Origin of the sequence: Alcanivorax quisquiliarum (genome assembly GCF_023051175.1) — a bacterium.
GTDB classification, from domain to species: domain Bacteria; phylum Pseudomonadota; class Gammaproteobacteria; order Pseudomonadales; family Alcanivoracaceae; genus Isoalcanivorax; species Isoalcanivorax quisquiliarum.
Window position 1 is genome coordinate 388,754 of sequence record NZ_JALKII010000001.1, and the last position, 20,957, is coordinate 409,710.

The following is a 20,957-nucleotide window of genomic DNA, read 5'->3' on the forward strand; positions in this document are numbered from 1 at the left end:
ATCAGCCATGCCACACGCTCACAGCGCCGGCGCCGGGCAGCTCACGCCTGTGCCGGCCAGCCCGCAGTAGCCATCGGGATGCCGATCCAGATATTGCTGGTGGTAGGTTTCCGCATAATAAAATACCGAGGCAGGCATGATTTCGGTGGTGATTTCAGCCAGCCCGGCAGCGCTCAGCGCCTGCTGATAAGCGACCCGGCTACGCTCTGCCTGCTCGCGCTGCTGGTCATCAAAATAATAAATGCCCGAGCGATACTGTGTGCCCACATCATTGCCCTGCCGCATGCCCTGTGTGGGGTTGTGGCTTTCCCAGAACAGCGTCAAAAGCGCCTGATAACTTGTTTGCTCAGGATCAAAAACCACCAGCACAGTTTCATTGTGGCCGGTGCGGCCGCTACATACTTCCTCGTAGGTCGGGTTCGGCGTCAGGCCGCCGCTATAACCTACGGCGGTCACCAACACCCCCGGATGTTGCCAGAAGCGCCGCTCGGCACCCCAAAAGCAACCGAGCCCGAAAAGTGCCTGCTGCGCACCTTCAGGCCAGGGCGGCGTCAGCCGCAGGCCCGTGACGCGATGCGGCTCTGTCACCGCAATGGCCTCCTGCCGCCCCGGCAAGGCGTTAGCGGCGTCCGGCAGTTGTAATTTCTCTGTTCTGATATGCCACATGTCTTATCTCCGGCCATGCGCGCCGCACGATGCGACGCGCTCTAAAGCTTCGTTGCCCTGACACTGCGTGCAAACAGCCCCTTCGCTGCTGACTCTCGGCAGCTATGGTGGGCGCATTGCACATGCAGCCTGAGACTGATGAAACCCGACGCCAACCCCTGCCTTCAAACCGCCCGTGCGCTCTGCTCCTGTGTCTCGCCAGCGGGTGATATTCTCGACGCCAGATCGCCCGGATGCCACCGCGCCCGGTAAGGCTTTTTGACGGCCAGGCGTCCTCGAACGTTCCCAGCATCGCCCATTACGGGTAATACTTGGCACTCGCGGTATAATTGCCAGCCCACGAAGGTGACGGCAGCGCGGCGCTCCTCTCGCGCCCTGAAGCTTGAGCTCTGAAGCGACCTCGGAGCAACGCTGCCACACCGTCCGAGCGGCAGGCGGCAAGGTACGCCGCCGTGCGCAAGTGGCAACAACCCGGCTGGCCATGCGCGGCTACCGGCACAGACCAACCATGGAGTCTCTATGGCAATGATGAAACGATCTGCCCCACGCGCCATCGCGCTCGGCCTGGCCGGGCTGTTGGCCGCTTGCGCCACCTCGCCGCTGGGCCGGCAGCAGTTCCTGCTGATGCCTGCCGCACAAATGGACGAAATGGGCGTAGCCGCTTATGCGCAATTGAAGAATGAGACGCCGGTAAGCAAAGACCAGCGGCAAACGGCCTATGTGCAGTGCATCGCAGATCATATCATCCAGGTGCTTGATCCACAGGATCAGCAAGGCTGGGAGGTCAATCTGTTCCAGGATGACAGCGCCAACGCCTTTGCCTTGCCCGGCGGCAAGATCGGCATCCACTCCGGGTTGCTGCGGGTAGCCACCAATCAGCACCAGGTGGCTGCCGTGATGGGTCACGAGGTCGGGCACGTGCTGGCGCAGCATTCCAACGAGCGGGTTTCCGTGCAATATGCCACGCAAAGCGGCATGCAGATTCTGGCCGCTATCAGTGGCGAGGCCACCACCGAGAAACAGATGCTGTTCGGCCTGCTCGGCCTGGGCGCGCAATATGGCGTCGCCCTGCCCTTCAGCCGCAAGCATGAGACCGAGGCCGATGTCATCGGGTTGCAACTGATGGCGAAGGCCGGTTTTGATCCACGCGAAAGTGTCACCCTGTGGCAGAACATGGCGGCCGTCAGCGGCGGTAGCCCGCCACAGTTTCTGTCTACGCACCCGTCTCACGCCACCCGCGTGCGCGATCTACAGGCGCAGATGGCAGAAGTGATGCCGCTGTACCAGCAAGCCCAGGCGGCGGGTCGCCGACCGGACTGCTAGTGGACAATTGTGGTGATGCGTGAGCGGCCTGTTGTTCACTGAACTGTTGGACGACAGCCCGCCCTCACACGAAGCTGTGGGGCCAACCCCGGGCCTCTCTCTGGCTCGGGGCATAGCAAACCTCGGGGCATAACACGCCCCGGGAATAAAGAGCCTGCCCGAACATCAACAGCCAGGCATCAACCGCAAGAACCGGGCACATCCGATAGCGTGCCCGCCGCCACCTGACGGGCACACTCGCGCTGCCTCGTGGCCGCTATCAGAATGGCTGCTCACTTATTTGTAATAAGCGTTCTCGGTAACACTGTGATCGGTGCTGTCACGCACGCCGGCAAGCTCCGGCAGGCGTTCTTTCAATGTCCGCTCGACGCCGCTCTTCAATGTCAGATCCACCGCTGAACAGCCCTGGCAGCCGCCGCCGAATTCCAGCACCGCAACGTTGTCATCGGTGAGCTCAAGCAACTGTACGTTGCCGCCGTGGGAGGCCAGACCGGGATTGATTTCCGAGTAAAGAATGTAGTTGATGCGCTCTTCCAGCGAAGCATCTTCATTCAATTCCGGCACCCGCGATTTCGGCGCACGGAAAGTGAGCTGCCCGCCCATACTGTCTTTTTTGTAATCAATCACGGCATCTTCAAGATAGCGCACGCTGGGGCCATCAATCCAGGCGTGAAAGCCCTCATAATCCAGCCGCAAATCGTGCTCTTCCTGCTCGCCTTCCGGGCAATAGGCCATGCAGCATTCCGCGTGCGGCGTGCCCGGCCGTTCCACGAATATCCGTACTCCAATCCCCGGCGAGCTCTGTTTGGCGAGCAGATCGCGCAGGTAATCCTGCGCGCTGGGGGTGACTGTAATCGAGGTTTCTGTCATAACTGTCTCTGACTCCGGCTATGGCCGTAATTTCCGACTATTTTAGTCAACTATGCCGCCACATGCCAGCATGTGTGGCTCGCCTTTGCTATGATTGCGCCCCCCTTGCCCTGGACCCCATCGTGCTCGATCTGGAACGCAGCCGCCGTATTTTATCTCTGGCCTTGCCGATCATGGCGGCCATGGCCAGCCAGAGCCTGCTCAATCTGGTCGATGCGATCATGGTCGGCAGCCTTGGCGGCGCTGCACTGGCGGCGGTAGGTATCGGCGGTTACGCCAACTTCATGGCCATCAGCCTTGTACTTGGCCTGGGTGCTGGCGTACAGGCACTGGTGGCGCGGCGCAAGGGCGAGAGGTTAAGTGAAGTATATGCCGAGCCGCTTAACGCGGGCCTGATTCTCGGCGCGCTGATCTGCCTGCCCGTGCTGCTGTTTTTTCTCACATTTGCGGGTGATCTGGTACGGCTGCTCAATAGCGACACCGCTGTGCAGGCGTTGGCAGAGCCCTACCTGATCGCACGCGTGTGCGGTGTATTCGCGGTGGCGATGAATTTCAGCTATCGCGGCTATTGGAATGGCATTAACCGCTCCGGTGTCTACCTGCGCACCCTGGTATGCGTTCATGTGTTCAACGTGGTGATCAGCTACGGGCTGATCTACGGGGCCTATGGCCTGCCGACGCTCGGCAGCACCGGCGCCGGCATTGGCACCACGCTAGCGCTGTATCTGGGCAGCGCACTTTATCTTTTCCAGACCTGGCGCGAGGGGCGCCGGCACGGTTTTCTGCAACGCCTGCCATCACGCCGCACCTTCGCTGGCATTGTGCGTGTATCAGCCCCGAATTCACTGCAACAGCTGTTGTTCTCCGGTGGCCTGACGGTGTTGTTCTGGATTATCGGCAGTGTCGGCACGGCAGAGGTGGCCGTGGCCCACGTGCTTATCACCTTGATTCTGTTGCTGATCCTGCCCGCCATCGGTCTGGGCCTCTCCGCCACCTCGCTGGTTGGTCAGGCGCTCGGGCGGCGTGACGCAGAGGATGCCTATCGCTGGGGCTGGGATGTCACCCGCCTCGCCATCCCGCTGCTGGGCTTGATGGCCATGCCCATGTGGCTTGCCCCGGATCTGATCCTGGGTGTTTTCCTGCACGATCCCGCCCTGATCGAGCTCGGGCGCCTGCCGCTGATGATTACCGGCCTGGCCATCTGTCTGGACGGCATCGCCATCGTGTTTACCCAAGCCCTGCTGGGTGCCGGCGCAGCCCGTTCGGTCATGCTGGTGACACTGTGCGTACAATGGTTTTTCTTTTTGCCACTTGCCTATATCATCGGCCCGGTGCTCGGCGCCGGCCTGCTTGGCATCTGGCTCCTCCAGGCCGGGCAGAGGCTGCTGACCTCGACGCTGCTGGGGTGGCTCTGGAAGCGACGCCGCTGGGCCAGCATCGAATTGTAATCATCCGGGAGACACCATGCGTAACGAACGCAGCGCACAAGACGTCGTCAATGAACGCCAGCCCAATATCTTCCAGGTGATCTGGAGTATTCTGGCGGGGCTGTTCGGCGTACAAAGCAAGAACAACCGGGAACGGGATTTCAATCAGGGCAAGGCGAGCGACTACATTATCGTTTATGTGGTGTTGGTGCTGACATTGACGATCGGTGTACTGATTGCGGTCAATATGGTGCTGGATGCCGCCGCGAAATAACCCCTGCTTATAACCTTATGGCAATTGAGTACTTCCCCGCCCCCCCTCTATTTGCTAGAGTGCCGAGCCTTCCTGCAGTCGGGAAGGCCTATTAAATGAACGACTTAGGGTGACACCCCGCCGCCATGTACGTTTACCAGGATTATGACCGCCAGCTTCTGACCGAGCGTGTGGCGCAGTTTCGTGACCAGACTCGCCGCTTTCTCGCGGGCGAGCTGACCGATGAAGAGTTTCTGCCGCTGCGCCTGCAAAATGGCCTGTATATCCAGCGCTACGCGCCAATGCTGCGCGTCTCGGTGCCTTACGGGATGCTCAACAGTACACAGCTGCGCACGCTAGGCCACATCGCACGCCATTGGGACAAGGGCTACGGCCACGTTTCCACCCGCCAGAACGTGCAGTTCAACTGGCCGGCGCTGGAAGACGTGCCGGATATCCTGGCCAAGCTGGCCGAAGTCGAAATGCATGCGATTCAGACCAGCGGCAACTGCATTCGCAACGTGACCACGGATGAATTCGCCGGCATCGACGCCGCCGAAATCGAAGATCCGCGCCCCTGGTGCGAGATTATCCGGCAGTGGGCCACCTTCAACCCGGAATTTGCCTACCTGCCGCGCAAGTTCAAGATCGCCGTCAATGCGGTACCGGCCAAAGATCCGGCGCTGATCGGGGTGCACGATATCGGCGTGCAGATTGTCCATCGTGAGGGCGAAACCGGCTTTGCGATTCTTGCCGGCGGCGGCCTTGGCCGCACGCCGATGATCGGCGAAGTCATCGGCGAATTCGTTGCCTGGCCGCACCTGCTTTCGTACCTGGAAGCGATCCTGCGCGTGTACAACAAGTACGGCAACCGGGACAACAAATACAAGGCACGCATCAAGACGCTGGTGAAAGCGCTGGGTGTGGAGAAATTCCGTGAGCTGACCGAAGCGGAATTTGCCGAAATGAAAGACGGCCCGATGACGCTGACAGCAGAAGAAGTCGAGCGGATGCGCGGCTTCTTCAGCGAGCCGCCGTATGACACCAAGGCGACTGATCAGCCAACGGCACTGACCGACGCGCTGGGCTCGAACAAAGCATTCAATCGCTGGTATCACACCAACGTGCGCGCCCACCGCCAACCGGGCTACGCCGCTGTTACGCTGACCTTGAAGAAAACCGGCCGTGCGCCGGGCGATATCACCGACGACGAGTTCGATGCCGTGGCCGATCTTGCCGACCAGTACAGCTTTGGCGAAGCGCGCACCACGCACCAGCAGAACATGGTGCTCGGTGATGTACGTCAGGATCAGCTGTTCTCGCTGTGGCAGGCACTGGACGCGCTCGGCTTTGCAACGCCGAACTTCAAATTGCTGACCGATATCGTGGCCTGCCCCGGTGGTGATTTCTGCTCACTGGCGAACGCGAAGTCGATTCCCATTGCGGAAGCGATTCAACGCCATTTCGATGACATGGATTATCTCCATGATCTGGGCGAGCTGGATCTCAATATCTCCGGCTGCATGAACGCGTGCGGACATCACCATATTGGCCACATCGGCATTCTCGGTGTGGACAAGAAAGGCCGAGAATATTATCAGATCACTCTGGGCGGCCGTGGTGACAAAGTGACACAGATCGGTGAAAAACTGGGCCCCTCGTTCGATACCGACGACGTGGTGCCGGTCATTGCCCGTCTGATCGACCTTTATGTCGAGCAGCGCCGGCCGGATGAGCTGTTCATCGACACCTACGAGCGTATCGGCATCGAGCCTTTCAAGGAGCGCGCCTATGCCAGCAATAATTAAGGATGGCGCCATCATCGAAGATGGCTGGGTGCGCCTGACCGCTGAACAGATCGAACAGGATGGCTTGCCCGCAGACGGTGATCTGATCGTGCCGCTGAGCGTATGGAAATCGCAGCGGGAGGCCATTGCCGCCCGCAGCGGCCGCACCACCGTGTGCCTGGCGCCCGGCGACGAGCCGGCAGAGATCGCCGATGATCTTGCCGGCCTGCCTCTGGTTGCCGTTTATTTCCCCGCGTTTCGCGATGGCCGCGGTTACTCCTATGCGCGGGAGCTGCGCACACGCTATCACTACGAAGGCGAAATCCGGGCCGTAGGCGATGTGCTGCGCGATCAATTGTTCTATATGCAACGGGTGGGCTTCAATGCCTTCCAGATCCGTGCCGACCGCGATATTCATGATGCCCTGCAAGGGCTGAAAGTGTTTTCCGTCACCTATCAGGGCGACGTGAAAGACCCCCGCCCGATCTATCGGCGGCGCTGAGACCTAGCGTCGCCGGCGTCCCGCCGCACGCACAATGCCTTCGCTTCCCATTGCACGGAGCGAAGGCAGCCCTGTGACAACATGACAACGCCCTTGCGCGGTAGCGGGTTGCTGCGAGCCAGCATGGCGGAGTAAAACCTTGCCAGGGAAATCGGCCGGACCCCGCCTTTCGATCATCCTTTCGACCAAGCCTTTCGGTAAAGGCGTGCGCCATCACGTTTTGATAACGTGTCTCCAGCCTTCTCGCCGCGCTCTGTCACTGCACTTCCTATCCTGTCGCGCTTTTTTCTACTGCCGTCTTCTACAGCGCTTTTCTTGCCGTGCGTCCCTTGCCGTACGCCCCTTGCCGCGCTCTACTTGCCACACGTTGCTTGCCCTGGTCTGCTCATCGCGCTTTCCTGACGCACTCCTTACCGCACTTCCTTCGTGCCCTGCCGCGCTTCCCGCTGCGCCCCTCTGCTCTCGACATCGCGATGGCCCTCACTGCGCTCACAACCACTTCCAGCGTTTCAGCGCCAGCACGATCACCAGGCCCAGCGCGCCCAACCCGAGGGCAAAGCCGGGAAAGCCCCAGGGAGATTCCGCACCGGGAATACCGGCGAGATTGACGCCCAGCAAACCGGTCAGCACGCTCAACGGCAGAAATACAATCGACACGATGGCCAGCACGTACATGCGCTGGTTAAGCACATCGGCGAGGCGGCTGGTCAGATCTTCCTGAGCAATCAACACGTGCTCCCGGGCGACGTCCAGATCCTCCAGCAGCCGTTGCAGCCGGTCGGCCACTTCGCGCACCTGCGCCCGTTCGCGCTCGGCCAGCGGGCTGCCGGGGTCGTATAAACGCGCTAGCGCATCCCGCTGCGGCGCAAAAAAACGGCGTAATAGCGTAAGCCGCCGCCGCACCAGCGCAAACTCGCCGAGCATGGTCCGGCTCTGGCGGGCAATGGAGGCGGTCTCGTAATCGGACACCTGATCCTCCACCTGATCGACCACGTCTTCCATGTTCCAGGTCAGCACATCGATCAGCTCCACCAGCAGCCCATAGGTGCTGGCGGGCGCTTCACCCTGCTCGGCACGGGCCAGCAAATCAGCCACAGCACGCAGCGAGCGTCGCTGCGTGCTGATGATGCGCTCCGGCGTCACCCACAAGCGGATGGCAATCATGTCCGCCGGCTCAGCGCCGGGATTGAGGTTGACGCCACGCAGGTAGACCAGCAGGTTAGGCTGCATCACCGTCACGCGGGGGCGTGTCTCCTGCGCCAGCAAGGCGTCCGCTACCAGCGCCGGCACGTCCGGGTGGCCATATAGCCACTGCGCACTGCTCTCGTCGGTGTAATCCAGATGCACCCACAGCAGCCCGTCTCCCGCTTGCCATTGCTGTACCTCGGGCCAGCTCAGTGCTCTCGAGCCGCCTTTTCCATCGAGCAATACAGCGTGCACACATCCGTTCATGTGATGGCTCCCGCAAGCGGTGTCAGCCCAGCTTTACCAGTACCCTGCCCCGCACACCACCAGCCAGAATAGTGCTGAACCAGGGTGGCAATGCCTCCAGCTCCACCTCCGCCGTACACAGCTGCGCCAGCACCGGCACACGCCAATCGCCTGCCAGGCGCTGCCAGATCGCCGCTTTGGCGGCGAGCGGTTGTTCCACGCTGTCCACACCCAAGAGGCGCACATTGCGCAAGATGAATGGCAACACCGTCAGCGGCAGGTCGGCTGATGCGGCCAGCCCGCAGCAGGCCACAGTGCCGCCGTAAGCGGTGCTTTTCACAACGCTGGCGAGCGGCTCGCCGCCCAGGGTATCCACGGCGCCGGCCCAGCGGGGCTTGCCAATCGGCCTGCCTGCGGCGGCCAGCACTTCATCGCGCCCCACCACCTCGCTTGCGCCCAGCTCACGCAGCCATTCAGCCGCCTCCGCCTTGCCGCTGCTGGCGACGACGGTAAAGCCCAGATGTGCCAGCAAGGCGACCGCCACCGCGCCCACACCGCCACTGGCGCCGGTCACCAGAATATCGCCGTTACCCGGCGCTACGCCGGCATCAAGCAATGCCTGAACGCACAACCCGGCTGTCAGCCCGGCGGTGCCGTACAACATTGCCTCACGCGTGGTCATGCCTGCCGGTAACGGCAGCACCCAGCCCGCCGGCACGCGAATGTACTCGCCGTAACCGCCAGCGGTATCCATGCCCAGGTCGTAGCCCGTGACCAGCACTTCACTGCCCGCCGCAAACTGGCCGCTGGTATCGGTTACCACCACGCCCGCCGCATCAATGCCCGGCGTGTGCGGATAGTTACGCGTCACCCCCTTGTTGCCGGTGGCAGACAATGCGTCCTTGTAATTCAGCGATGACCACTGCACCCGAATCAGCACCTCTCCGGGGGGCAGCTGATCCAGCGAACGGCGCACCAGCCGTGTGACGAACGTGTCGGCGTGCGATTGCGTCTGCAAGGCAGCGAATGTGTCGGTCATGGTTTTCTCTCCTCGCCTGCTACCACCTGATGGCCTGTCTGGTTAGTTGGTTACCTTAAGTTCGGATGGCTGAGGTTCTGAGGCAAGGCGTTGCGACGAGTCATAGCGCGCTATGGCGAGGAGCAGCACCGCAGCATCAACGCCTCAGACACCGGAATTGACTGCTTGAACTAGCCAGGCAGGCCACTAGCTGCGTGCCGGCTGTTTCAGTACCGTGCCAGTCAGCTCACTGCCACCAGCGCTGGCCGCCGCGATGAAACCAGCGCTCGGTAATGCGCATGACGGCGCTTTCAAACGACAGCCCGAGGCGCTCGGCCAGCTTTTGCCGGGCGTGCCAGGTGACTTCGTAGACCTCCGCATCCCGGCAGCGGCTCAGCAGGTAATCGTCGCTGGTATGCAGATCGTCCACCAGGCCCAGCTCTTTTGCGCGGCTGCCAAACCAGTGCTCACCCGTAGCCACCCGGTCGATATCCAGCGAGCGCCGGTTCTCGCGCACAAAATCCTTGAACAGAAGATGGGTATCTTCCAGCTCTTCCTGAAACTTGGCGCGGCCGTGGTCGGTGTTTTCTCCGAACATCGTGAGGGTGCGCTTGTACTCGCCTGCGGTAAGCAGCTCCACATCGACATCGTTGCGTTTCAGCAGGCGATGAAAATTCGGCACCTGAGCAACCACGCCGATAGAGCCGATCACCGCGAATGGCGCGGCAATGATGCGATCCGCGATGCAGGCCATCATGTAACCCCCGCTGGCGGCTACCCGGTCCACGCACACCGTCAGCCGCAGCCCGCCCGCACGAATCCGCCGCAGCTGCGAAGCAGCAAGGCCGTAGCTGTGCACCAGACCGCCGGGGCTTTCCAGCCGCAGCACCACCTCATCTTTTTTGTCAGCAACCTGCAACAAGGCGCTGATTTCAGCGGCCAGTGCGTCCACACCGCTCGCGTGAATATCGCCATCGAAGTCGAGCACGAATACCCGCGTCTTGCGCTCGGCAGCCACCGCGCCAGCCTTCTTTTCGGCTTTTGCACGCGCTTTATCGTCCTTGCGCTGCTGTTTCGCCAATACCTTGCGCTCCGGCTCCGACAACACCGCTTCGCGAATGCCATCCCGCAAGGCATCAAATTCGCCGTTGAGGTGCCGCACGCGGATTTCACCATCCTGATCTCGCGAGCCCCGTTGCCGGGCAGCGCTGCTGACGATGCCGCCAACCACAAACAGAATCGCTACCACGAGGGTAGCGACCTTGGCGAGAAACAAACCGTACTCCATTAAAAACTCAATCACTCACAACTCCTGGCTACTTCCAATTGCGGCGAGCCGCTATTCCAGTATCACGCCTGATCCGACAACGCGCTCGAGCCGGCAGGGCAGTCATTCCAGCATCGCGCTTTCTGCCACCCCGTTGAGCGGCCGCCCTTCCAGCTGACCGGCCACGGGCACCACCTGAAAAATCGCGCCGTCCGCCATGGGCAGGTAGGCGGCACTGAGCAACGCGGTATCCAGTAACAACCGGTGCTGCTCGCCACGCAGGTCGAATCCCAATGAGGGGCGATGTATGGCATGGCTGGCGCGCTCGCGTGAACGCTGGTGCTCCAGCGCCAGGTAGCGCCCCTGAATGCGCTCCAGCTGATAACCCGGCCGTGCGCCCAGCAGTGCGAACAAGCCTTTCCAGTGCACTACCCGAACATCCAGCTGCCATAAATCGCCACTCAGGGCGTAATCATGACTCTCACCGTCCGGCAGCGCTACTGTGGCAACAAAACTCTGTGGTGCAAGCTGGCGAAAGCTGATCGTGGCCACCGGGGCATCAGGCTTGAGCTCCCGATAGCTGTACAGATTCATGGCATACAGGGCGCTGCACACGGCCAGCGCCACCAGCAGCAGCCCGGCGCTTCCCTTGAGCCATTGCAGCAGCCATTGCTGGCGCAACAGCAGCCAGGCGCCCAGCCCGACCAGCAGCAGGCTCAAGCCGATCAGCACGATCGGCACACCGGTAAAACTCATTACACACCCCCTTCGGCCAGCGCTCTGCGCCGCTGCACCCAACTCTCGATCAATGCCCTGGCGATACTGCCGGTTGGCGGGATCGGTGGCAGATCGGTGTAATGCCACCAATGCGCCTCGACGATCTCTTCGCCATCCACCTGGATTTCCCCGCCGGCGTAATCGGCGTGGTAGCCGAGCATCAGCGCATGCGGGAACGGCCAGGACTGGCTCGCATAATAATGCAATGTGCCGAGCTTGAGCCCGGTTTCTTCGAATACTTCTCTATGCACCGCTTGCTCGGCACTTTCGCCCGCCTCGATGAAGCCAGCCAGGCAACTGAAAAAGCGCGCCGGGAAACGTGCCGCGCGCGCCAGCAGGGCTTCGTCGCCACGGGTTACCAGAGCAATGATGCAGGGGGAAATACGTGGGTAAGCCGTGTATTCACATTGGGAACAGGTCATGGCGCGGTCGTGGGCGTGGCCATGCGCCGGCGCACCACAGCGGGAGCAGAACTGGTGGTTGCGGTGCCAGGTCACTACCTGGGAAGCGCGCCCGGCCATGGCGAAGGTGACTTCGTCCGTCTGCCCGAGCAGCTGCCGCAGTGCAGCGAGGTGGTAACCCGGCAATAGTCGCTCTGGGCTGTCCAGCGATACCGCAAAGCAGTGCTGGCCACGCAACCGGCCGAGATAATGCGTCGGCAGGCCATCCAGCCCCAGCCAGCGCGCATCTTCCGCCTGCGGCAGCAATGGCAGCGCCGGGTCGTCGGACACCATCATCTGCCCATCATGAAAGGCAAACCAGATTGCCTCGCCTTCCAACCGGGCCGGCGGGCTGGCCAGGAGCTCGAATTCGCTCTGCAGAGACTGAAACGTCGGCACGGATTACCTCATCGCTCCGCCGTGGTGCTCAAGCCGGTTGCGCCGCCTGCCTGACCGGGAAACCCAGCTCCGCCAGACTGATCTCTGCGACTTCCAGCACTGCATCACCGATCGGCTTGTGTTCTTCCATACTCTCCAGATAGTAATCGATACTGGTGATGGCGTCGGCCAACGTTTCCATTTGCTCCAGCACTGGCGCGCCACTTCCTTCCGCCAGCAACTGCTGTTCGATAAAGTGCCGGCAGCCTTCCAGCACTGCACGGGCGCGATCAAGCTCCAGGAACATCAGGCCGCCCGCCACCCCTGTCAGCACCGCCGGTACGTTGCTCAAGTGCATGCGATCGCCTTGGCTGTCGATAAAGGAGGTCAGTGACCGTTTCGTCAGCGACATCCCGGCGCGGCACTCGCCCACCACCGTCATCCGGGCCTCGTCCAGCTGATACAGGGAAATGCGGGTGTTGCGTACCTCGCGATTAATGTCGTCCACCGGGGCAAACCGCCGCTCCAGCGTCGCGACGGCGTTTTCCACCATCAGCAGATCATCCACCAGCCCCTGAAAATCCATGCCCTCCGGGTCGATGGCCCCAGCACGCCAGTTGCGCACTTGCTCGGCGCGGCTGCGGATCTGTGTCGATTCCCTGTTTTGCCCGATCATGATCAATGTGCCGGCCAACCGCGCCAGAGTGTCCGCAAGCTCGCAGTAATCGGTGTCTGCGGCCCCCTGAGCGGCAAGATCGAGTGCATTCTTGATGCTGGAGAGTTCTTCTTTCATGGCAACCGCGACGGTGCGAATGACAGAACCGCCGGCACCGCTCATGAGCGATAGCTCATCCTGCAACGCTGCATCACTGAAGCGGGCACTGACAGCAAACGCCCGCTTGATCTCGCCGACCAGCCCCTGATCGTGCTGGCACAACGAGACGATGTACACGGAATCCTTGATCAGCAGCAAAGGCGCGTCGCTGTCCAGTGCACGCTCGCCCTCATACACCAGCCGCTTGATCTGCCGATCAAATTGCGACAACAGATGCTTGCGTGCGGGCGTCAGTTTCATCTCGTCGCTGATCATCGCCTCGACAGCGCCCCGCGCCACCCACCAGAGACGGCCCAGCGGTGCATTGCCGCACAGGCGATCAATGCGCCCCAGCGCCCTGGCGACCAGTTTCAGGCTGGTGCGGCTGTCGCCGCGCAACACGCCCAGCAGCCCCACCTGATACATATGCCGCAGCCGCCGGCAGCGCGCCTGTATCTCGGCGCGGGGCGCCGATCCTGCTGGCGCGGGTGGCTGCCGCTCGCGCGTCACATCAACACGGAAAAAGTGGCTTTCGGGAATCAGCGATTTGCCCGCGGCACGCCGCAGTTCGTTGATGCCGCCCACCAGCAACTCCGGCAACGCCACATTCTTCAGCTGCACATACTCAAGATAACGGCCGAGCAACACGATGCTGTTGCCAAGCGTGCCGATCAGTCGCTCCGGCGCAACGCTTCGCAAAATTGTTCCGGCCACCAGCTCCATTTCTTCCGCCATCAGTGCCGCGGCCGGCAGCTCCAGCATCTGGCAAATGCCGCGCACCTGACGAAACGCCTCGCTACAGGCTTGCAGCTCCGCATTGCGCGACGGTTCGTCAACGAACGCCTCCAGCGCGGCTTCAGCCTGGCTGAGCGTGCTGTCGAGTTCGTCCTTGAGAAACGTCAGAGAGGTGGTATTGGTGATTGCGACCATGGGCTCTCCAGTCCTACCTTGCTACTGCCCGCCGACCATGGCGGCTCGCCCGAGCCGTCATTTCCCCACCAGCGGACAGGGTGGGCTGTCCGTTATAAATTAAGTTGCTGCCCGGCGCATCGCATCGCGCCGGCCAACCAGCAGTCATCAACAATGCGTCAACTTTCATCTGTAAACAACTGAATCAACGACAATTTGATAACCACGCCACAGCCGCCGATCAGCCCTCCGCCGAGGATTCCTCTACATCCTCAGCACCGTCAGCCGCCTCCGCACTTCTTTGCCACAGCGCCGGCTGCCCGCTGGCGGCGGCAATGCGCGCCAGCTTTGCGTCATGGGCGGCTAATTCCTCCGCACTGGCGGCCACTACCCGCAACGCAGGGCGCTGGGCCGGCAGCCGCCGAACCGGTTCCGCTGTGGCCTCGTTGCCGCTGCCGCTATCCTGACCATCCAGCGACAGGCGCGCCTGGCCGCCGGTCATGATCAGATACACTTCTGCCAGAATCTGCGAATCCAGCAGCGCGCCGTGCAGCTCGCGATTGAAGTTGTCGATGCCGTAACGGCGACACAGCGCATCAAGGTTGTTTTTCTGGCCGGGGTGCCGTGCGCGGGCCAGTTGCAGCGTGTCGATGATCGTGCAGCGCTGCTCCATCAGCCGCTCGATGCCCAGCATCTGCAATTCGTGGTTGAGGAAGCCGAGGTCGAACGGTGCGTTATGGATAATCAGCTCTGCGCCCTCGACGAAACGCAGGAAATCGTCTGCCGCCGCTGCAAACACCGGCTTGTCCGCCAGAAACTCGCGAGTGATGCCGTGCACCTGCAACGCGCCTTCATCGATATCTCGCTCGGGGTTCAGGTAGATATGCAGGTTATTGCCGGTCAACCGGCGGCCGACCATCTCGACACAGCCGATCTCGATGATGCGGTGCCCCTCGGATGGCTCAAGGCCCGTCGTTTCGGTATCCAGTACAATCTGCCTGCTCATGACGTGGCTGCCCCTGCCTGCATTTCATCAATACCCTGGTTGGCCAGCTGATCAGCCCGCTCGTTATCCGGGTCGCCGCTGTGCCCTTTGACCCATTTCCATTGCACCTGATGCCGGGCGGTGGCCTGATCCAGGCGCTGCCACAGCTCCGCATTCTTGACGGCTGCCTTGCTTGCCGTGCGCCAGCCGTTACGTTTCCAGCCGTGAATCCAGCGGGTGATGCCATCGAGCACGTATTTCGAATCCGTATATAGCGTCACCTGACACGGCTCTTTCAATGCCTCCAGGCCCTGGATGGCCGCCATCAGTTCCATCTGATTGTTAGTGGTCAAGGCTGCCCCGCCGTGCATTTCCCGGATAACGGTGCCACGGCGCAGCAGTACCCCCCAGCCGCCGGGACCGGGGTTCCCGCGGCAGGCGCCGTCGGTGTAGATTTCCACGTGCTTCAACAAAGAGTTATCCCCATTTTCGTGTACAGCATTGCACCCTCTTTTACCTTCCTGCTCGCTTTTACCTTCCTTCTCGCCCCATCACTCGCTCGCATCCGTCTCCTGCCGCTGTTGCCAGCGCGCCATGGATACCGGCACCACATTGGGCGCAGCCTGCGGCAAGGAAAAACGCGGCCGTAGCGGCCGTACCATCAACGCCCGCTTGCGCGCAACGAGCACATAGAAAGCGCCGTGCTGGGGCCAGAACCGGCTGCCCAGCGCCTCCAGCCAGCGCGGCTTGTGAGCACCGCCGGCCAACGGCAGGCCGTACAAACCGCCTTCGGAGCCTTCCACCTCGCAGGCCAGCACATGCAGCCAGTCGCTGATGCGATGCGGGCGGATGAAGCGGCCGATCCAGGGCACCTGGCGGCTATTCAGCCGCAGCAATCTGGCCAGCCCCCACAGCCCCAGCGGCTGAAAACCTACCACCACCAGGCTGCCGCCCGGCCGCAGCGCACGCGCTGCCTGGCCCAACACCAGATGTGGGTCATCTTCGAAATCGAGTGTATGGTGCAGCAGCACCAGATCCAGGCATTCACGCGCCAGCGGCAACTGCGAGGGGCGCGCCTGTATGTTCACGCCTGCAGCCCCGCCAAGCGTCCAGCGCAGGGAAGCGACGCTGGCCTCCAGCATAGGCTCCGGTGCGCCGACACAGCATTGCAATGCACGCAGGCCGGGCAAGCGAGGCAACGCTTCAGCGAGCACGCGCTGCTCTGCCGCCAGCAATGCCGCACCGAGCGGTGTTTGCAGCCACTGGCTGAACGCCGTACCGGTTTCCGGCGGCTGCCGTCGAAACGGCGCCCGGGTCAATCGGGGTATGCCCATTCGCCACCTCTCAGTCTCGCCGCCTATGAATTCATCACCGGTGGCATCCGGCTTTTGCGCCCGCCAAGGCCATGACAGCAGCGTCGGCAGGCTCTAACATGCCGCATTCAGTCTAAAGCATGTGCGGAACAAGTGGCCAGCCAGCGCGACGCGGGCAGCTAATGGAACCGGTTGTCGGTACTATTGTCCTTCCTGAGTGGCTGCGGCAGGCCTCGATCGGACTCAGCGGCACGCCCGCTGTGCAAGGCGAGCTGATGGATGAATGTTCAAACCGAGCCGCCTGCGTACACGTTATGCGGCCGCTGCCCGGCGCAGCCGCCGAACCGACACCGAAATCAGAGACGTTTGATGCAACTGCACCCTGTACCCGCATTTTCCGACAATTACATCTGGCTGCTTGCCGATGACGCCGGCCACGCACTGGTGGTTGATCCGGGCGATGCGGCGCCTGTGGAGCAGGCGCTCGCCGAGCGCGGCCTGACCCTGACGGCCATACTGGTGACCCATCACCATCCCGACCATGTCGGCGGCATCCAGAGCCTGCTGGCTCGCCACCCGGTCCCGGTTTACGGCCCGGCCGATGAAAGCATCCCCGGCCGCACACACAGTGTGCGAGATGGCGATCGGCTGCGCCTGGACGCGCCGGCCATCGAATTTGAAGTCATGCATGTGCCGGGCCACACGCTGGGCCACATTGTCTTTTTTGCAGCCGATCACGAACCGCCGCTGCTGTTTTGTGGCGATACGTTGTTCGCGGCAGGCTGTGGCCGGCTGTTCGAGGGCACCGCCGCACAAATGCTGGCCTCACTGGATCGCCTGTCCGCCTTGCCAGACGAAACACTGGTGTGCTGCGCGCACGAATACACCTTGAGCAATCTCGCCTTCGCCCAGGCGGTGACGCCAGAGGACGAGGCCGTGCTCCAGCGCGTGGCCGAGATGACAGCGATACGGGAAGCCGGCCAGCCGACGCTTCCGGTGGTGCTTGCAGATGAACGCCGCAGCAATCCGTTCCTGCGTGTTGACGAGGCACCGCTTCAAGCGGCCGTAAACGCACATGCGGGCGCGACACTGCCATCGCGAACCGATGTTTTCGGCGCGCTGCGCAGCTGGAAAGATACGTTCTGAATTGACCAGAGCGGGCCCGGCAATGGCCCGCCAGATGTGTCCACTCCGCCTCCCCGTGGGGCCCGGTGGTCTGACAATACTCACGACAAGAGCCGCATTGCCCATCGACGCGGCCCGCACGGGAGCAAGGAGTTCGTTCTACCATGAAATACCAGAATTTCAGGGTTGCCCTGCTGGCATTGTGCTGCGCGGGATTGGTGGGGGGGTGTACCCTGCGGCCAGTGGTCGACAGCCTGGAGCCGATGCCGGCCGCGACCGAATTGCTGCCAGACCCGATCGTCACCAGCGGTTATGACGACACGGCGCCCGAGGCTGCGCCGGAGAGCGATACGGATCTGTGGCACCGCGTGCGTGCCGGTTTCGGCCTTGATCTTGATATCGACAATGCGCGCATCCGTGCCCAGCGCGACTGGTACAGCCGCCACCAGAGCTATCTGGATCGGATCTCCCAGCGCGGCGAGCGCTATCTGCATCACATCGTCGAGCAGGCAGAAGCCCGTGACATGCCGCTGGAGCTGGTGCTGTTGCCTGTGGTCGAGAGCGCCTTTGATCCGTTCGCCTATTCCCATGGCCGTGCAGCTGGCCCCTGGCAGTTCATTCCGTCCACCGGCAAGCACTTCGGCCTTGAACAGGATTGGTGGGCTGACCAACGGCGCGATATCGTCGCCTCCACCGAAGCGGCGCTGACCTACCTGCAACAACTGGCGAACCGTTTCGATGGCGACTGGCTGCTGGCGCTGGCCTCCTATAACGCCGGCGGCGGTAACGTTTCCCGCGCCATCACGCGCAATCGCAACGCCGGCAAACCAACCGATTTCTGGAGCCTGGAGCTGCCCGGGGAGACCATGGCCTACGTGCCGAAGCTGCTGGCGCTGGCGCAGATCGTGAAAGCGCCGGAAGACTACGGCCTCGCCCTGCCGCCCATCGCCGACGAACCCTATTTCGCCAGTGTCGAGACCGGCGGCCAGATTGATCTTGCCCAGGCAGCGGCGCTGGCCGAGATATCCCTGGAAGAACTCTACCTTCTCAACCCGGCCTTCAACCGCTGGGCCACCGCACCGGATGGCCCACACCGGCTGCTGGTGCCGGCCTCCCACGCCGAGCGCTTCAGCGAGGGCCTGCGGAACCTGCCGGCTGAACAGCGCATGCGCTGGGATCGCTACACTATTCGTTCAGGCGACAGCCTGATCGGCATCGCCCGCCGGTTCGATACCACGCCTGCGGTACTGCGCGACGTCAATCGCCTGCGGGGCAACACCATCGTCGCCGGGCGCACCTTGCTGATCCCCCGGCCAGCCCAGGATGCGGGTAATTATACGCTGAGCGCCGATGCGCGGCTGGATGCGCGCCAGAATCGTGCGGTGTCCGGGCGCCGCCAGGTAACTCATACCGTCGCCAGCGGTGATACCTTCTGGCAACTGGCGCGCCACTATCGCGTTGGCGTGCGCGAGCTGGCAGCATGGAACCAGATGGCCCCCGGCGACACGCTCCGAGTCGGCCAGCAGTTGGCGGTCTGGACAGAAAATGCCGGGGGCAGCACCACTGCGGCAAGCCGCCCGGAGATGGTACGCCGGGTCAGTTATTCGGTTCGACGGGGAGATTCACTCTATGCAATCGCCAACCGCTTCAATGTGTCGGTCAACCAGATCAATACCTGGAACCGCATCAATGGCCAGCGCTACCTGCAACCCGGCCAGCAGCTGACACTTTATGTGGATATTCGCGACGCTCCCTGAGCACCTTTGCCGGCGGCTGACAGCACTGGCGATAGCCGTGCTTCTGTGCCTGGCGACCCTGCCGGCTGCGGCTGCTCCGCAGCCGGCGCCCGCCCCGGAAGAGGTTATCATCAGCCACGGATACAGCCCTTTCGGTAGCCTGAAATATCCCGCCGATTTTGCCCACTTCGATTATGTGAACCCCGACGCCCCGAAAGGCGGCACCTTACGGCTGTTCGGCTTCGGCAGCTTCGACAGCCTCAATCCTTATGTCATCAGCGGCACCAGCCCGGCCAACACGCCGGGGGCGGCACTGTTCGGCTTTCTGGAAACTACCGACACCCTGCTGATGGGTGCCAGCAGCCATAACCGCGTCGGCGACGAACCGGGCAGCGCCTACGGCCTGATTGCGGAAACACTCGAATACCCGCCAAGCCTGGACTGGATCATTTTCAACCTGCGCCCCGCCGCCCGCTTCAATGACGACACGCCCATCACTGCGGAGGACGTGGTGTTTTCCTTCCAGCTGCTGCGAGAACAGGGCCACCCGCGCTATGCACTGATGTTGCAGGATGTGGTCGCCGCCGAGGCGCTCTCGCCCCACCGCGTTCGTTTCACGCTTACCGGCAACAGCCGCCGCGATCTTCCCCTGACGCTGGGTGATCTGCCGGTGCTCCCCGCCCATTACTGGCGCGAGCATTCGTTCGACAGCACGCTAGTGCCGCCAGTGGTCAGCAGCCCTTACCGCATCAGCCGGGTGCGGCCCGGCCGGCAGGTGGTCTTCGAGCGTGTTGCCGACTACTGGGGCCGGAACCTGCCGGTAAATCGCGGCCGCTACAATTTCGATCAGGTCATCATCGATTATTACCGTGACGCTCAGGTAGGCTTCGAGGCATTCAAAAGTGGCGGCTACGATATCCACCTGGATTACGTTGCCAAACACTGGGCCACTGGCTACCAGTTCCCCGCCGTACGCGACGGGCGTGTGTTGCGCGCCGAAATTCCGCACAGCATCCCGCGCCCGACGCAGGCGTTTTTCCTTAATCAGCATCGTGCACCGCTTGATGACGCCCGCGTCCGCAAAGCACTGAACCTGCTGTTTGATTTCGAATGGACAAACCAGACTATTTTCAACGACGCCTATGTGCGCAGCGACAGCTGGTTCCCTAACAGCCAGCACGGCGCAACCGGCATTCCGGATGCGCTGGAGCAGGCACTGCTGGAACCCTGGCGAGAGCACCTGCCCGCCGCGCTGTTTCAGCAGCCCTTCCGTCAACCGGCCAGTGACGGCAGTGGCAATATCCGCGAGCGCATGCGCCAGGCCCTGGCCCTGCTGGCCGACGCCGGCTGGGTGCCGCGTGGCCGGCAGTTGGTGCACCGTGACAGCGGCGAGCCATTCACGCTGGAAGTGCTGAATTACCAGACGCCGACCATGAATCGTGTCGTCGAGCCGTGGCTGCGCAACCTTGAGCGGGTCGGTATCCGTGCCAGTTATCGTCCGGTGGATCTGGCCACTTACAAGGCGCGGCTGGACAGCTTCGATTACGACATCACGATCTTTGTGCTACCTCAGCGCGCCTACCCTGGCGCCGAGCTGGTCGATTACCTGCATTCTCACAGCGCCACCCTGCCCGGCAGCCGCAATTATTCCCGTATCGCCGACCCGGCCGTGGACGCCCTGGTGGAAGCGGCCCTGAACGCAGAGAGCGAAGCCGGCTATCATGCTGCGTTGCGTGCGCTGGATCGGGTGCTACTCTGGCAACACTACAGCATTCCGCACTGGTATATTGACCACCATCGGCTGGCCTGGTGGGATAAATTCGGGCGCCCGGAGACGCCTGTGCCGTACATTCTCGGCACCGAAACCTGGTGGGCAAAAAAGCAACCCTGAGCAGGCGTTGCTGTCATTGAAGACACGCCACACTGCATTGTGGCC

19 protein-coding genes are annotated in these 20,957 nt (G+C 62.2%); 8 read left to right on the forward strand and 11 right to left on the reverse strand.

Annotated elements, in window-relative coordinates; translation table 11 throughout:
* Positions 1-18 precede the first annotated feature (18 nt).
* A complete protein-coding gene (gene msrA / locus MU846_RS01795) occupies positions 19-666 on the reverse strand; it encodes a peptide-methionine (S)-S-oxide reductase MsrA (protein WP_246947652.1) in 648 nt (215 codons plus the stop codon).
* A gap of 528 nt (positions 667-1,194) precedes the next feature.
* On the opposite strand from msrA, the gene MU846_RS01800 reads away from it, so the two are divergent.
* Complete coding sequence (locus MU846_RS01800; RefSeq protein WP_246948269.1) at positions 1,195-1,989, forward strand: M48 family metallopeptidase; 795 nt, start codon at positions 1,195-1,197, stop codon at positions 1,987-1,989.
* Between the two features lie 276 nt (positions 1,990-2,265).
* On the opposite strand, the gene nfuA is transcribed toward MU846_RS01800, so the two are convergent.
* On the reverse strand, positions 2,266-2,859 hold the full coding sequence (nfuA, locus tag MU846_RS01805) for a Fe-S biogenesis protein NfuA (RefSeq protein ID WP_246947654.1): 594 nt from the start codon (positions 2,857-2,859) through the stop codon (positions 2,266-2,268).
* Between the two features lie 122 nt (positions 2,860-2,981).
* Between nfuA and MU846_RS01810 the strand changes: the two genes are divergently transcribed.
* The 4 genes from MU846_RS01810 (at position 2,982) to MU846_RS01825 (ending at position 6,828) form a co-directional block, all read left to right on the forward strand.
* Entirely contained in the window at positions 2,982-4,307 is a 1,326-nt protein-coding gene (locus MU846_RS01810) for an MATE family efflux transporter (protein WP_246947656.1), read from the forward strand.
* Between the two features lie 16 nt (positions 4,308-4,323).
* Positions 4,324-4,560, forward strand: a complete 237-nt coding sequence (locus tag MU846_RS01815) for a DUF2970 domain-containing protein (RefSeq protein WP_246947658.1) — start codon at positions 4,324-4,326, stop codon at positions 4,558-4,560.
* Positions 4,561-4,685: 125 nt separating this feature from the next.
* Entirely contained in the window at positions 4,686-6,347 is a 1,662-nt protein-coding gene (locus MU846_RS01820) for a nitrite/sulfite reductase (RefSeq protein ID WP_246947660.1), read from the forward strand.
* A complete protein-coding gene (locus MU846_RS01825) occupies positions 6,331-6,828 on the forward strand; it encodes a DUF934 domain-containing protein (protein ID WP_246947662.1) in 498 nt (165 codons plus the stop codon). Before MU846_RS01820 ends, MU846_RS01825 begins: the two co-directional genes overlap by 17 nt.
* A 489-nt stretch (positions 6,829-7,317) precedes the next feature.
* Here the strand turns inward: MU846_RS01825 and MU846_RS01830 are convergent, their stop codons facing one another.
* From MU846_RS01830 to MU846_RS01870, 9 genes are all read right to left on the reverse strand, one after another.
* Positions 7,318-8,280, reverse strand: coding sequence for a zinc transporter ZntB (locus MU846_RS01830; protein WP_246947664.1), 963 nt, complete (start codon positions 8,278-8,280; stop codon positions 7,318-7,320).
* Between the two features lie 22 nt (positions 8,281-8,302).
* Positions 8,303-9,298: a YhdH/YhfP family quinone oxidoreductase gene (locus tag MU846_RS01835; protein WP_246947665.1), complete on the reverse strand. Its 996-nt coding sequence runs from the start codon at positions 9,296-9,298 to the stop codon at positions 8,303-8,305.
* 226 nt (positions 9,299-9,524) lie between these two features.
* Positions 9,525-10,580 (reverse strand): protease SohB, encoded by a 1,056-nt coding sequence (gene sohB, locus MU846_RS01840; protein ID WP_246947666.1) that lies wholly within the window; start codon positions 10,578-10,580, stop codon positions 9,525-9,527.
* 87 nt (positions 10,581-10,667) lie between these two features.
* Positions 10,668-11,300, reverse strand: a complete 633-nt coding sequence (locus tag MU846_RS01845; protein WP_246947667.1) for a hypothetical protein — start codon at positions 11,298-11,300, stop codon at positions 10,668-10,670.
* A complete protein-coding gene (gene nudC / locus MU846_RS01850; protein ID WP_246947668.1) occupies positions 11,300-12,160 on the reverse strand; it encodes an NAD(+) diphosphatase in 861 nt (286 codons plus the stop codon). Before nudC ends, MU846_RS01845 begins: the two co-directional genes overlap by 1 nt.
* Positions 12,161-12,188: 28 nt before the next feature.
* Positions 12,189-13,883 carry a FimL-related protein gene (locus tag MU846_RS01855; protein WP_246947671.1) on the reverse strand — a complete coding sequence of 565 codons (1,695 nt, stop codon included), beginning with the start codon at positions 13,881-13,883 and terminating at the stop codon, positions 12,189-12,191.
* Between the two features lie 220 nt (positions 13,884-14,103).
* A complete protein-coding gene (gene dnaQ / locus MU846_RS01860) occupies positions 14,104-14,868 on the reverse strand; it encodes a DNA polymerase III subunit epsilon (protein ID WP_246947673.1) in 765 nt (254 codons plus the stop codon).
* Positions 14,865-15,317, reverse strand: a complete 453-nt coding sequence (gene rnhA / locus MU846_RS01865; RefSeq protein WP_246948272.1) for a ribonuclease HI — start codon at positions 15,315-15,317, stop codon at positions 14,865-14,867. The genes dnaQ and rnhA overlap by 4 nt, the downstream gene beginning before the upstream one ends.
* A gap of 81 nt (positions 15,318-15,398) precedes the next feature.
* Complete coding sequence (locus MU846_RS01870; protein WP_246947674.1) at positions 15,399-16,181, reverse strand: class I SAM-dependent methyltransferase; 783 nt, start codon at positions 16,179-16,181, stop codon at positions 15,399-15,401.
* A 348-nt stretch (positions 16,182-16,529) separates the two neighbouring features.
* Between MU846_RS01870 and gloB the strand changes: the two genes are divergently transcribed.
* The 3 genes from gloB (at position 16,530) to MU846_RS01885 (ending at position 20,912) form a co-directional block, all read left to right on the forward strand.
* Positions 16,530-17,306, forward strand: coding sequence for a hydroxyacylglutathione hydrolase (gene gloB, locus MU846_RS01875; RefSeq protein ID WP_246947675.1), 777 nt, complete (start codon positions 16,530-16,532; stop codon positions 17,304-17,306).
* A 143-nt stretch (positions 17,307-17,449) separates the two neighbouring features.
* On the forward strand, positions 17,450-19,042 hold the full coding sequence (locus MU846_RS01880; protein ID WP_246947679.1) for a lytic transglycosylase: 1,593 nt from the start codon (positions 17,450-17,452) through the stop codon (positions 19,040-19,042).
* Positions 19,017-20,912 (forward strand): extracellular solute-binding protein, encoded by a 1,896-nt coding sequence (locus MU846_RS01885; protein ID WP_246947681.1) that lies wholly within the window; start codon positions 19,017-19,019, stop codon positions 20,910-20,912. The genes MU846_RS01880 and MU846_RS01885 overlap by 26 nt, the downstream gene beginning before the upstream one ends.
* The last annotated feature ends 45 nt before the right edge of the window (positions 20,913-20,957 follow it).

What these genes read in the sequence shown, in the direction of transcription:
- msrA (WP_246947652.1), bottom strand. Translation starts at nt 666, where the DNA reads ATGTGGCATATCAGAACAGAGAAATTACAACTGCCGGACGCCGCTAAC.
- MU846_RS01800 (WP_246948269.1), top strand. Translation starts at nt 1,195, where the DNA reads ATGAAACGATCTGCCCCACGCGCCATCGCGCTCGGCCTGGCCGGGCTG.
- nfuA (WP_246947654.1), bottom strand. Translation starts at nt 2,859, where the DNA reads ATGACAGAAACCTCGATTACAGTCACCCCCAGCGCGCAGGATTACCTG.
- MU846_RS01815 (WP_246947658.1), top strand. Translation starts at nt 4,324, where the DNA reads ATGCGTAACGAACGCAGCGCACAAGACGTCGTCAATGAACGCCAGCCC.
- MU846_RS01820 (WP_246947660.1), top strand. Translation starts at nt 4,686, where the DNA reads ATGTACGTTTACCAGGATTATGACCGCCAGCTTCTGACCGAGCGTGTG.
- MU846_RS01825 (WP_246947662.1), top strand. Translation starts at nt 6,331, where the DNA reads ATGCCAGCAATAATTAAGGATGGCGCCATCATCGAAGATGGCTGGGTG.
- MU846_RS01830 (WP_246947664.1), bottom strand. Translation starts at nt 8,280, where the DNA reads ATGAACGGATGTGTGCACGCTGTATTGCTCGATGGAAAAGGCGGCTCG.
- MU846_RS01835 (WP_246947665.1), bottom strand. Translation starts at nt 9,298, where the DNA reads ATGACCGACACATTCGCTGCCTTGCAGACGCAATCGCACGCCGACACG.
- MU846_RS01845 (WP_246947667.1), bottom strand. Translation starts at nt 11,300, where the DNA reads ATGAGTTTTACCGGTGTGCCGATCGTGCTGATCGGCTTGAGCCTGCTG.
- MU846_RS01855 (WP_246947671.1), bottom strand. Translation starts at nt 13,883, where the DNA reads ATGGTCGCAATCACCAATACCACCTCTCTGACGTTTCTCAAGGACGAA.
- dnaQ (WP_246947673.1), bottom strand. Translation starts at nt 14,868, where the DNA reads ATGAGCAGGCAGATTGTACTGGATACCGAAACGACGGGCCTTGAGCCA.
- MU846_RS01870 (WP_246947674.1), bottom strand. Translation starts at nt 16,181, where the DNA reads ATGGGCATACCCCGATTGACCCGGGCGCCGTTTCGACGGCAGCCGCCG.
- gloB (WP_246947675.1), top strand. Translation starts at nt 16,530, where the DNA reads ATGCAACTGCACCCTGTACCCGCATTTTCCGACAATTACATCTGGCTG.
- MU846_RS01880 (WP_246947679.1), top strand. Translation starts at nt 17,450, where the DNA reads ATGAAATACCAGAATTTCAGGGTTGCCCTGCTGGCATTGTGCTGCGCG.
- MU846_RS01885 (WP_246947681.1), top strand. Translation starts at nt 19,017, where the DNA reads ATGTGGATATTCGCGACGCTCCCTGAGCACCTTTGCCGGCGGCTGACA.